Genomic DNA, 12,768 nt, shown 5'->3' with positions numbered 1-12,768 from the left:
AAGTCTGAGATTTTTCTCAGACTCTTTTTAATTACATGATATGCAAAACGTGGAAAACAACACCTAAAACAAATAATCCTAAGATAATCACAATCGGTGAAACTTTCTTTTTGAGCAACCACATGCACAAGAATGTTAATAACAAACCTGCTAAACCAGGAATTAACTGATCTAAGTTATCTTGTAATGTAGTTAATTTACGAGCTGTTAAGGACAAACCTTGTTGTTGTTGTAATAAGGCTTGTTGAATTCCTTTACCACCAGCGGCCAAATGATCCCAGTGAATATAAGCTTTTTTATCAAGGGCAACATTGGAAACCACCGGGGTAAACTTCACAGTTACCCAGCGGTTAACTAAAGAGCCTAAAATAAACATACCTAAAATGGAAGCACCTTTAGTAATATTTTGCAATAAGTTACCTGATAAATCATCTGTAATTTTAGAACCAGCCCGATAACCTAATTCTTGGGTATACCACATAAAAGACATCCGAATAATATTCCAAGCCAAGAAATAAATAATTGGTCCTAAAATATTACCGCTCATTGCTAAAGAAGCTGCTAAAGATCCAATAATTGGTTTTACTGTAAACCAAAACACTGGATCACCAATACCAGCAAAAGGTCCCATCATTCCGACTTTTACACCTTGAATAGTAACATCATCGATGGGAGCTCCATTAGAGCGCTCCTCCTCTAAGGCTAAAGTAACACCTAAGACTGGTGAAGCTAAGTAAGGATGCGTATTAAAAAATTCCAAATGTCGTGTTAAAGCAGCTGAGCGGTCTTCTTTAGTTTTATATAATTTTTTTAAAGCAGGAATTAAAGAAAACGCAAACCCACCATTTTGCATTCTTTCATAGTTCCATGAACCCTGTAGGAAAGTCGAACGCCACCAAACCGCAATTCGATCTTTTTTAGTTAATTTAATTTTTTCGGCCATTGTGTGTTTTCATCTCCTAATAATTATCAATAATATCGCCGACAGGATCACCAACATTGCTATTGCCGCCATCACCAGAGCCACCGCTTTGAGATAATGCCAAATAAATCAAAGCCATTGCCAAACCAATAGCACCTAAACCAATTAAAGTTAAATCTTTAATTGTCGCTAAGACAAAACCAATAGCAAAAAACGGCCATACTTCCCGACTTGCCATCATATTAATAACCATTGCATAACCAACTGCAACAACTAGGCCACCACCAATGGCTAAACCGTCAGTTAGCCAAGCAGGCATTAACGCTAACAATCCTTTGACAGGACCAGCACCAATGGCCAAAATTAAGCCTGCTGGAATAGCAATCCGCAATCCCTGCAAACAGGTCGCAATTGCCTGCCAAAAATCAATTTTACGAAAACTACCTTCTTTAGCTGCAGCATCCATAATATGGGCAATTCCAGTAGCTAAAGTCCGTACTAAAATAGTCAGTAACAAACCTGCTACTGCTAACGGCACAGCAATCGCAATTGCTGTGGAAACCCCAGCTTTGCCTTGACCGCCTAAAACCAAAATTATTGCTGAAGCTACTGATGCTAAAGCTGCATCTGGTGCAACCGCAGCGCCAATGTTGGCCCATCCTAGAGCAATCATTTGTAACTCTCCACCTAAAATCAAGCATGGAGTTAAATCACCTGTAACCAAACCTATTAAAGTACAAGCAATAACTGGTTGGTGAAAATGAAATTGGTCCAAAATACCTTCCATCCCCGCTAAAAACGCGATGAGGAGGACCAAAATAATTTGAATGAAATTTAATTGCATTTCAATTTTGCCTCTGCTTTCCGTTTACATTAATTTTTTGAGCGATTCAATTCATTTTGTGCTTTGCTTAAAATGTTATCCATATTATCTTGTGAATCAGCTGGTACTTTTCGAACATCGAATTGAACACCTAAGTCTTTTAATTTTTTAAAAGTGTCAATATCATTTTGATCAAAAGCCAACACTTTATTAGGCTGCACTTTCCCTGTGGAATGCGCCATTGAACCCACATTCAAAGTCTTTAAAGGCACGCCGCCTTCAATTGCACGTAAAGCATCTTGTGGTGTTTCAAAGAGTAACATTGCTCTTTGTCCTCCAAAATGCTGATCATCCTGTGCTAATTTAATCATTTGCTTAATCGGCACTACATGAGCTTTCACCCCAACTGGAGCAGCCTGTTTAATTAAATTAGTCCGCAAATCATCTTGTGCTACAGCATCTGAGACGACAATAATCCGTGTAGGATTAGTCGTTTTGGTCCATGAAGTGGCTACTTGACCATGCAGCAATCGTGAATCAATCCGTGCCAAAACATATTCTAACTTGCCAGGTGCCCCAGCGTTACTTACTGCAGGCTTAGTTGCTTTAGACTCAGTTGTTTCAGATTCTCCTAAAGCTTCAGGACGCACTTTCACGCCCCCTTTAGCTTCACCCAAAATATGCTGAGCAATTTCTTGTGCCGAATCCATCGACATTCTAGCAGAATAGGCTTCGATTAACATCGGCAAGTTTAAACCTGTTACAATAGCCCACTTGTCTTTATGTTCTTCAAACAAAGCATTAGCTTGATTGAAAGGTGAACCACCCCATAAGTCAATGAGAAATAATACTTCATCATCATTATCAAAACTTGCAATAGCATCTTCTAAATGTGCCCGCAAATCATCTGGGCCTTCACTTGGCATAAAAGTCACAGCTTGGACTTTTTCTTGTTCACCAAAAATCATCGAACCAGATTGCATAATGCCTTCTGCAAACTTACCATGGCTGGCAATTACAATTCCGACCATTTTGACCTCCCTCAATAATTTAATAAAATTTAAATAGTAAACCGGTTGCAGACTATGCCACACCAATAAACCAACCTATCTAAAATAGCACAGATTGGTCTTTTTTAAAAGTTTTTTTTATTAATTATCTAGATATTCAAAGTCTAAACTAGGATTAGCATTTAAAGCCAGCGAGTTAAATTGTTGCTGTTGATATTTAACATACGCAAAAGCACCAATCATGGCGGCATTATCACCACATAAGCGTAATGGCGGGAAAACTACCTCTATTTGCGGACTGATTTCTTTTGGAATCCGTTCACGCAAACCCGAATTAGCAGCTACGCCACCTGCGACAATTAATTGTTGACTAGGATAATTTGCTAAAGCTCGTTTTGTTTTAGTAACTAAAATCTCAACGACATCGTTTTGAAAACTTGTAGCCACGTCTTTCTTATTAAGAGTTTCACCAATTTGTTCTGCATGATGCAAGGTATTAATTACAGCACTTTTGATACCGCTGAAACTAAAATCCAGATTATCCTCTTCCAACATTGCGCGTGGAAAATCAAATGTATCTTGGCCTTCATGCGCCCATTGATCAATGGTTTTTCCTGCTGGATAATTAACGCCTAACATTCGTCCCACCTTATCAAAGGCTTCACCCACTGCATCATCGCGTGTATCACCCAAAATAGTAAACGCACCCGGAGCACTAACTTGGACTAATTCAGTATGTCCACCAGAAACAACTAGTGCCAAGGCGGGATACTTAATTGGAGTAACAAGATTAGCTGCATAGATATGTCCTGCCAAATGATTTACACCGATTAAAGGTAATTTGTGTGCCCAACTTACAGCTTTAGCAGCCATTAAACCTATTAGTAAAGACCCTACCAACCCAGGTCCATAAGTAACTGCAACAGCTGATAAATCTTCATAATTAACTTGTGCTTGCTTTAAGGCCAAATCTGTACAATGAATAATTTGTTGAACATGATGACGACTGGCTACTTCTGGTACAACGCCGCCAAAACGCTGATGGCTCTTAATTTGAGTCGCAATAATATTTGATAACACTTCTTGACCATTTTTCACAACTGCAACACTGGTTTCATCACAGCTACTTTCAAATGCTAAAATTAAAACATCTTTTGCCATTTTCTCTCCTTAAACATCTTCCACGTAATTTGTTGATTGGGAATGTGGATGAGCTTGAGCCCAAACCATTTCTGCCTGTGTTTGGCGCAAATAAGTTGGACTAAAAGCATCTAAATCTAAAACTGGTTGTTGATTTAAGCCTAATTCCACCAAAGAACTGGCTTGAGGGGCTACCTCATTCAAGATGATTGCTTGTGAACCTAAAGTTGCAGTAATTAATTCATGATAGTTTTGAGCCCCTGTTCCCAAGAAATATATTGGTTGGGTTTGTTTTTGTAAGTAACTCAGTAACGATTTTAGAGCAGTATGTTTATCGATTAACTGAGAAACTAATTGCTCTTGGTTGTTCTGATAAACACCCGCAAAGACATTTTGATGACGCGCATCAAATAACGGCACAATTAAACCGGTAGTATCGTGAACATTTCTGGCTAGAGCTGCTAAGCTAGAAACGCCAACTAATTCTTTGTTTAAAGTCCAAGCCAACATTTTGGCTACTGTGACTGCAATTCGAACACCGGTAAAAGACCCAGGTCCTTGCGCGACTACAACGCGATCAATATCTTGTGGCTGCCAACCTGCTTTTTTTGTTACTTGGTCAATTGCAGGCATTAAGTTAGTGCTATGGGCTTTTTGATTAGTGTCATTAGTTTGTACTAATATTTGCTTATTTTGTGCCGCCGCTACTATCAGCGGAGCATTGGAAGTATCAATTGCTAATAATTTCATGATTATCTCCTTATACTTTTCATATTTTAGCATAATTACTTGCAAAGATTATTTCAAGACAACAAAAAAAGAGCTTTCGCTCTTGATCATAGTTAGTTTATTATCGCACTAATCATATTGGTGTTGTTTGAGCCACTTAAAGACAAATACTAAAATGACTGTTTGAATGGGAATAAATATTAGTTCTTTCCAAATCCGAATCCAAAACATTGTCATAAAGTTGACTTTGCCTAAAATGCTGACCCACTCTGTATTTAAGCCCAAATCAACTATTAACACCACAAGTATCGTAGTTAATAATATGCGTCCAATCGTTGCGGGCTTTTGATAAAGCATAACTCCGTAAATAAACCCTCCAACGACAGCTGATAATGTGAATCCCCAAAAAAAGGCTCCATCAGGAAATAAAGAATTAGTAATCACATCACTAATAAAGCCGACCAACATGGATTTCCACGGACCAAAGTAATAACCAATTAAAGCTGTAGCAATAAAGCCAAAGCCCACTTTCAAAAAATTAGGGCCAACATGTACACGACCTAAAATCATTTGCAAGGCCATTAATATTGCTAACCATGTTAAGCCCATCGTTTTGCTCATTGACTGAATTTTGTTCATCTTCAGCATCTCCTTTTTGGAGCTGCCACTAATCGTGGCGAATGCGGCAATAAAATCGCAAGAAGTTAGCCTTCTTTTCGTCCGGTGTTCACATTCCGTTCCACCAGCACTTAACGCTTTATTGCCTACCCCAGATTTATATAACATGACTACCATATCACAAATAATCTAGTTAGTGGTAAAATCAGCTTAGTTCAAAAAAGGTGGTTATTTAATGACGAAAAAGATTTTAATTTTGCATACCGGCGGAACTATTTCCATGTCTGAAGACGAAACTGGTAAAGTGAAGCCTAATACCCAAAACCCTCTCACTAGTTTGCAATTACCAACTAATGAAAATTTACAATTAGTAACAGAAGAGGTTTTTAATATACCCTCACCTCATATGGACCCACAACATATGTTACAACTCAGCTTGCGCTTACGGCAGGCTCAAGCTGACGGTTTCTTTGGGGCAGTTGTGACGCACGGTACTGATACCCTAGAAGAAACAGCGTTTTTTTTAGACTTAACACTTGATAGTCAAATGCCTGTAGTAGTGACAGGAGCCATGCGTTCTTCCAATGAAATTGGTAGTGATGGGCTTTATAATTTCAAAACAGCTATTATGGTCGCTAGCTCGCCAGCATCAATTAATAAAGGCGTTGTTGTCGTGATGAATGATGAAATTCATGCTGCTCGTTTTGTAACTAAGACTCATACCACCAATGTAGCTACATTTCGCACACCTACTTTTGGTCCTATTGGGATTATTTCCGATGATTATGTTGTTTATGTGCAAAATACAATTGCAGAAAAATGTCTCCCCATTGACCAGATTTGTTCAAATGTCTATTTAATTAAAGCTTACGCGGGGATGAATGGTGACTTGCTTACTGCCTTGAATCAAGATTCAACTCGCGGTCTTGTCATTGAGGCCTTAGGTGCTGGGAATTTACCGCCCCAAGTTCTTCCTGCTTTACAACAATTATTAGATCGTCAAATTCCTATTATTTTAGTCTCACGTTGCTTCAATGGCATTGCTGAACCAGTTTACGATTATGAAGGCGGTGGGGTTAATCTTCAAAAAATGGGCGTTACCTTTTGTCGTGGCCTTAATGGCCAAAAGGCTCGAATCAAATTATTAGTTGGCATCAGTGCTGGTCTGAAAAATCGGGAATTGGCCAAATATATTAATTCCTAATTGAACGCTCATAATTCAATCAATATTTTCATCACACAATAATTAAAACAAGCGGCTTTCAAGATAAGATTATCTTCGAAGTCGCTTTTATTTTACTAACTTAATTTGCCCATCATTGATGTTATACAATTGGTCAACATATTTTTCTAAGCGCGTATCATGTGTTACTACGATAATTACTTTATTAGTACTATGTGCCAAGTCGCGAAAAATATTCATAACTTCAAATGCTTTTTGCGAATCTAAAGAAGCTGTTGGCTCATCAGCTAAAATAATTTGTGGATTAGCATAAAGTGCACGTGCAATGGCCGCTCGCTGCTGTTGTCCTCCCGACAAAGCATCGGGATATTTATCTAGTAATGGTTCAATTTGCAAGCGTTCAATAACTTGGTGAAAGGTATCTCGATTCATATTAGGTGTTTTTTTCACACGGTTGACTAGTTCAAATTGTTCTTGAATAGTCAAATAAGGTACTAGATTATAAGATTGCAAGACAAAGCCAATTTTATTCAAACGTAATTTTTCACGTGCTGCGGCTGATAAATCATGATAACTTTGATTATCAATTTGAATAGTGCCCGCACTTGGTGTTAGTAAGCCACCTACTATTTCTAAAAAAGTACTTTTACCAGAACCAGATGGACCTACTACTCCAATTAACTGACCAAATTCTGCTTGAAAGTTAATCTTTTTTAAGGCTTGTACTTGGCTAATATCATGGCCATAAGTCTTATTAATTTGCTGCATTAAAATTGCTGTCATCTAATTACCTCCAATCATAGCGGCTGGATCAACTTTTTTAATTGTTCGTGTTGGAATCAAAGATCCTAATAAAGACATTATTAATAAAGCCACAGTGGCCCCAAACAACAACTGATAATTAAAGCTCATTGGTACTGCTTTTGGCAACATCAGTTTAGTAATCGCTGCTAAGATGACACCTAAAATTAAGCCTATAATTGTAATCAAAAAAGCCTGCATTACTGTATTTTTGATAAGATAACGTGTGGGGATTCCTTGTGCTTTAAGCACAGCAAAGATTGGTAATTTTTGAATTGTCAAAATATACAAAAAAATAGCAATAATTATTAAAGTAATAATCAACAAAAAGCCAATCATAAATTCAAAGGTCAAATTCTGTGCCTGATAACCTGGTAATTTTTGAATAAACTGAGCCATGGTTAATTTTTCTGTATCGGCGTTTAATTTATCTGAAAAATTATTTTTAAACACCACAGCACTGCTATTGGCTATAGGTGCACCACCATATTTAATTTGTTGCCAAGTAGCTAATGAAGTATAAATAACTGGAGCCACACTTAGTTGGGCATTTTTAGTGAAGCCGACAATTTTAATTTTAGGCGTATTAGCAGCAACTGTAATGTCATCTCCCAATTGATAACCTTTATTAGCCAGACTCTGATCTACTACAGCTTCAAAATTACGTTTAAAATTTCTTCCAGCAATAATTTTTAAATCGTGATAAATAAATTGGGATTTATTAATACCTAATAATTCTGCTGCCGCTTTGTGCTGTGACTTCTTTTGGGAAGCAGTAACTGATAATTCTCCAATAACACTCGCTGGTCCTTTGTTTTTAGTGATTTTTTGGACCTGAGAAGTAGTTAAACTAGCTTTGCGTAATGAACCATCAGCATCAGCATTGAGAACAATTGCTTCTGCCTGCCAAGAATCGATTGCTTGCCGATTAGATTCGGCTAACCCTGTGGCTAAGCTTGTCAAAATAAAAATCAAATAACTAATCAACATAATCATCATGATAATTAACCCATAACGAAATTTGTTATGCTTCATTTCTTTAATTGCTAAATACATATTTATCCCTCTTCTTGCTGGAGACCAGCACTAATTACTTTGAGAATTATTTTTAAATTTTGTAATACTTGTTCTTCATCTTTCCCACTGAGAATCTCTTTAATTGCCTCATGACTAACTTGTCTTAACAATTGGATAATTACCTGATTTTGTCGGGGATTTTTAATTGCCTGATTAGCCACCTTCAAAGTTAGATGCTGAAAAAATTTAAAATTAGTCATTTCAATAGCTGCATGTGACTGTAAATAATATTGATTTTCTTGCCAAAATAAACGATAAAAATCTTTATATTGAGAAGTTTTTAATTGATGAGCAAATTCCACAGTATAATGATAAAAATTAGCAATAGTGTCTTGATTATCGACGGTTAATTTTTGAGCAAGTTTGGTATGTAACTGAAAGATAGATTGCTGCAAGACGTACTGATAAGCATCAAGGAGATTAGTAAAATATTTGTAAAAAGACCCCCGAGCAATATCTGCCTGTTTCACAATCCGTGCCACCTGTGATTGGGACAATGGATATTGGGAAAATTCTGTCAATAAAGCTTGGAATATACGTTGCCTTTTTTCTGGTTTAAGATTAGTAAAAGTTGAACTTGGCATAAAGTTTCTCCTTTGATAACTTATTGGTCAAAATTTAACATAGCATTAAAGTGACACGGTGTCAATTTTACATCAAAAAAAACTAGAACAAAAAATTTGTTCTAGCTCACTTTAATCAATCTATAATAATTTCAAGAAAACTGAAGCAATAATGATTGAAGCTACCGAAACTGTGGCAAAGCCACCAACTAACATCTTAGGCATCATATTTGCTAATAAATAGTTCTCTTCTTCTTTGTTATTAGCGACTTCATGAGAGATTTCTGAAGTTAAAATGTAATCTGCAGGATAACCAAACAACGAAGTCAATGAACAAGCGTAAGCCATCTGCCAAGTCATTTTAAAAGGTTTAGCTAATAGACTCGAAGCAATAAACATCCCTAACAAGCCTAATGCAATCAGAACAACAATCTGAATTACGATACCGCCCATTTGTTGAGGAGTAGTAATACTTAATTGTGCAAAAATGTACGCTAACAAACCATAAATTAACCAGTTATAAACTCCCGCCTTGTTCAAAACATTAGTTTCTAAAAAACCAACTTGGTGCGCTATAACTCCTAAAATTAAACAAATAACATTTGAATTCAAATTCCCATGTGTCAAACTAGAAATCCAGCTACTCAATAATGCAACTAAGGCTACTTTCACCAACGTAAAAGCCGCTGTTTTATACTTTGTTGGTAATTTCTTAAATAAGTCCTTGTCCATATGAGCATTATCATCCTGATTGTCTGGAACTACTTCTTGCTCAATGGCTGGTAATTGGTTGAATTCTGTAACTAATCTTCGACCTTCCTTCTTTAAAAGCCAAGAAGTCAAAGGATAACCAACTAATGAATGAAAAACAAACATTGAAACTGGCAAAGCAACTAAAGACTGAATTCCTTGTGCTTTGAGTCCGTTAGACATGAGTAATGCTGATACTAATCCTCCAGTTAAAGGTGGTACCGCAGCTACTACTGTGTGCCAATTAAAAATCCAAGTACCAACTGTTAATGTTAAAACTAAAGTTCCTACTACACCTAATAAGGCTATACAAACTGCCCGCCATTGTTGCAATAATTCCTTTAAACTCATTAAAGTTCCCAGATGGACTAATAATAAGCCAACGCAGATGGAACTAAAATTGGTCCCAAATGACGCAGAAGCTACAATATTTTTTGGCAAAATAGTCCAAAATCCTAAAACAAATAAAACTGCTGTAACAAAAACTGAAGGAATATAGGCATGAGTGATTGATGAAACCCATTCTCCTATCATCATAAAGACCATAACTATTAAAAACGCGATAATAAATTGCATTGGCCTACCCCTTATCATTAACATTTATTAGAAAAATTTAACGTAATAATACAGATGTTTTTCATGTTAGTCAACACTTATTTGAAATTAATTTGACTTCAAACTTAATAATCATTATTATAATATTCAATTAAAAAGATTTAATACAAGGAGATTTTGATGATGACGACAACCCTTTTTTCTGACTTTGCACTGTTTGATGGTAAAAATGAAGCTTTAAAAACTAATGCTTGGATGTTAGTTGATGACCAAACTGGTAAAATTATCGATTGTGGAAACCAAAAGCAACCCACCGCTGACCAAAATGTCAGTTTGAATGGCAAATACATTGTACCTGGACTCATTAATTGTCATACGCATATTACAATGGATCCCAATACTGGTGATGGCGGAACGGCCGCTAATGTTATCTCTTCTACCGTACATGCAATAGATAATTTGCATACTTTGCTGAAATCTGGTGTCACTTATATTCGTGAGTGTGGTAGTACTTATGATATCGATATCACTTTGAGCCATTTAATTGCTGAAGGCCAAATCCAACAAGCACCCGAAATTATGCCCTCTGGACGTCCTTATTCCATGACTGGCGGACATGGTGATTTTGCTAACTTCGGTCATTTAGTCGACTCCCCTGACGAAATGCGCAAAGCTGTCCGTCAGGGTCAAAAAATCGGCTCGAAAGCAATTAAAGTCATGGCTACAGGTGGCGTAATGACTAAGAATGATTTTATGAATGATCCTCAATTGAGTACAGCCGAAATTGAAGCTGCTGTTGAAGAAGCTCATCATAAAGGTAATATTGTAGCTGCTCACGCTGAAGGTAACCCAGGGATTCTCAATGCTATTAAAGCAGGAGTCGATTCAATTGAGCATGGATTTTATGTAAATGATGAAGAAATTGACATGATGCTCCGACAAGGAACCTATTTAACACCAACAATTGTTGCTGATTGGGCCATACCAGAATATGGACATGGCATTTTACCAGATTGGGAAATTAAAAAAGCAGCAGACGCTTTAGATGATTTATGTCAAAATATAGCTCATGCCCATGAACGTGGAGTGGCAGTCACTTTAGGCACAGATGCTGGAACACCATTTAATGATTTTTCGATGACTCCAGTAGAATTACAATTAATGGTTGAACACGGATTTAGTGAATACGAAGCGTTATTGACTTCATCGCAAAATTCAGCCAAATTAATGAAAATTGATCACGAATACGGCACTTTAGAACCAAATAAATATGCTGACTTTTTAGTCTTAGATCAAAATCCACTCACTGATATCAAAGCTATGCAGCAAGCTGATAAAGCTGTTTACAAAAAAGGAAAGCAAGTCTATTAAAAGGAGCCTAACATGCAAGAAAAAACTTGGTTTCAGCTCATTCCCCAATTAGAAATGATTAACTGGCGGCGGCATTTTCATGAATATCCAGAATTATCTTTTAAAGAAGTTAAAACTAGTAACTATATCATTGATATTTTAAAATCATTTGGTGATATTAAGATAACGCAACCTACTCCAACTAGTGTTTTAGGAACAATTGTTGGTCAATATCCGGGTAAAAAAATCCTCATTCGGGCGGATATTGATGGATTGCCCGTAACAGAGGAAACAGATTTAGCTTTTAAGTCTCAAAATCAAGGGGTTATGCAAGCTTGCGGTCATGACACCCACGCAGCTATTTTGTTAGCCACAACTAAAGTTTTAAATGATTTACGTGATCAATTACATGGAACTGTTCAAGTTATCTTTCAACATGCAGAAGAACAAGTCCCAGGAGGAGCTCGTGAAATTGTAGTTAGCGGCCAACTGCATGATATAGACGCTGTGATTGGGTTACACATCATGACTGGCTTAAAGGCCGGCAGTATTAATATTGTCACTGAAGGAGCTGCCACAACAGGAGCTGATGCCTTTGAAGTTACTATCCAAGGACGTGGAAGTCATGGATCGATGCCCCAAGAAGGAATTGATCCTATTACTATCGGTGCAGAAATTGTCAATCAATTGCATACAATTACTTCGCGTTTTACCCCACCAAAAGATTTAAACGTAGTAACTGTAGGCCAATTTCAATCAGGAGTCGCAGTTAATGTTTTACCAGACACTGCCTTTATTGGTGGTTCAGTGAGAACTATTAGTGAAGATACTCGTCAAGCTATCGCACAAAGAATTAAAAAAATCATCCACAATACTTGTGACACATATGGTGCTAGTTACGACTTAAATTATCAATTTGCTTATGCTGCCGTTATTAATGATGGGCAGTTAAGTCAATTGGTTAAAGCGAGTGCCCTCGACGTTTTACCAGCTGCAATGGTTCCTCAAGGTCAAATGATGAGTGCCAGTGAAGATTTTTCTGCTTATGCCAAAGTAGCTCCAGTTTGTTTCTTTTTGTTAGGTGGCGGGGATGAAGCCGAAGGCTATCCATATTCTAATCACAGTCCTAAATTTATTATTGATGAAAGTTCCTTAATTAATGGAGTGAAAGCTGAAGTTGCTAGCGTGCTCAACTTTTTAAAAGCTTGACTTCAATCTTCTAATTTAAAACCGCATAAAACTAGTAA

General features: G+C 37.0%; 13 protein-coding genes and 1 riboswitch. Of the genes, 3 read left to right on the top strand and 10 right to left on the bottom strand.

The features are described from left to right. Positions 1-31: 31 nt before the first annotated feature. From DS830_RS01090 to DS830_RS01065, 6 genes are all read right to left on the bottom strand, one after another. On the bottom strand, positions 32-943 hold the full coding sequence (locus tag DS830_RS01090; RefSeq protein ID WP_118899308.1) for a PTS system mannose/fructose/sorbose family transporter subunit IID: 912 nt from the start codon (positions 941-943) through the stop codon (positions 32-34). Positions 944-959: 16 nt separating this feature from the next. Further along, positions 960-1,766 (bottom strand): PTS mannose/fructose/sorbose transporter subunit IIC, encoded by an 807-nt coding sequence (locus tag DS830_RS01085; RefSeq protein ID WP_118899310.1) that lies wholly within the window; start codon positions 1,764-1,766, stop codon positions 960-962. Positions 1,767-1,795: 29 nt separating this feature from the next. After that, on the bottom strand, positions 1,796-2,776 hold the full coding sequence (locus tag DS830_RS01080; RefSeq protein ID WP_118907963.1) for a mannose/fructose/sorbose PTS transporter subunit IIA: 981 nt from the start codon (positions 2,774-2,776) through the stop codon (positions 1,796-1,798). A 120-nt stretch (positions 2,777-2,896) separates the two neighbouring features. Next, positions 2,897-3,916, bottom strand: coding sequence for a tRNA (adenosine(37)-N6)-threonylcarbamoyltransferase complex transferase subunit TsaD (gene tsaD / locus DS830_RS01075; RefSeq protein WP_118907962.1), 1,020 nt, complete (start codon positions 3,914-3,916; stop codon positions 2,897-2,899). 9 nt (positions 3,917-3,925) lie between these two features. After that, complete coding sequence (gene tsaB / locus DS830_RS01070) at positions 3,926-4,645, bottom strand: tRNA (adenosine(37)-N6)-threonylcarbamoyltransferase complex dimerization subunit type 1 TsaB (protein ID WP_118907961.1); 720 nt, start codon at positions 4,643-4,645, stop codon at positions 3,926-3,928. 108 nt (positions 4,646-4,753) lie between these two features. Continuing rightward, positions 4,754-5,263 carry a folate family ECF transporter S component gene (locus DS830_RS01065; RefSeq protein WP_162887467.1) on the bottom strand — a complete coding sequence of 170 codons (510 nt, stop codon included), beginning with the start codon at positions 5,261-5,263 and terminating at the stop codon, positions 4,754-4,756. A 33-nt stretch (positions 5,264-5,296) separates the two neighbouring features. Continuing rightward, positions 5,297-5,398, bottom strand: a riboswitch (THF riboswitch). 79 nt (positions 5,399-5,477) lie between these two features. Here DS830_RS01065 and DS830_RS01060 point away from each other — a divergent pair. Continuing rightward, entirely contained in the window at positions 5,478-6,446 is a 969-nt protein-coding gene (locus tag DS830_RS01060) for an asparaginase (RefSeq protein ID WP_118907959.1), read from the top strand. 87 nt (positions 6,447-6,533) lie between these two features. On the opposite strand, the gene DS830_RS01055 is transcribed toward DS830_RS01060, so the two are convergent. The 4 genes from DS830_RS01055 to DS830_RS01040 all read right to left on the bottom strand — a co-directional run bounded on the left by DS830_RS01055 (position 6,534) and on the right by DS830_RS01040 (position 10,192). Then, a complete protein-coding gene (locus DS830_RS01055) occupies positions 6,534-7,208 on the bottom strand; it encodes an ABC transporter ATP-binding protein (RefSeq protein ID WP_118899321.1) in 675 nt (224 codons plus the stop codon). Next, the gene (locus tag DS830_RS01050) at positions 7,209-8,282 is read right to left on the bottom strand and encodes an ABC transporter permease (protein WP_118907958.1); all 1,074 of its coding nucleotides are present in this window, start codon (positions 8,280-8,282) and stop codon (positions 7,209-7,211) included. A 2-nt stretch (positions 8,283-8,284) separates the two neighbouring features. Continuing rightward, positions 8,285-8,887, bottom strand: coding sequence for a TetR/AcrR family transcriptional regulator (locus DS830_RS01045; protein ID WP_118907957.1), 603 nt, complete (start codon positions 8,885-8,887; stop codon positions 8,285-8,287). 120 nt (positions 8,888-9,007) lie between these two features. Beyond that, positions 9,008-10,192, bottom strand: a complete 1,185-nt coding sequence (locus DS830_RS01040; RefSeq protein WP_118907956.1) for a hypothetical protein — start codon at positions 10,190-10,192, stop codon at positions 9,008-9,010. 162 nt (positions 10,193-10,354) lie between these two features. Here DS830_RS01040 and DS830_RS01035 point away from each other — a divergent pair, with 162 nt between their 5' ends. Next, the gene (locus DS830_RS01035; RefSeq protein WP_118907955.1) at positions 10,355-11,542 is read left to right on the top strand and encodes a metal-dependent hydrolase family protein; all 1,188 of its coding nucleotides are present in this window, start codon (positions 10,355-10,357) and stop codon (positions 11,540-11,542) included. Between the two features lie 12 nt (positions 11,543-11,554). Then, complete coding sequence (locus tag DS830_RS01030; RefSeq protein ID WP_118907954.1) at positions 11,555-12,730, top strand: amidohydrolase; 1,176 nt, start codon at positions 11,555-11,557, stop codon at positions 12,728-12,730. Positions 12,731-12,768: the final 38 nt, after the last annotated feature.

Origin of the sequence: Bombilactobacillus bombi, assembly GCF_003522965.1 — a bacterium.
GTDB lineage: Bacteria > Bacillota > Bacilli > Lactobacillales > Lactobacillaceae > Bombilactobacillus > Bombilactobacillus bombi.
Note: the sequence above shows the minus strand (reverse complement) of the source record. Positions and strands in the feature narration are given on the sequence as shown.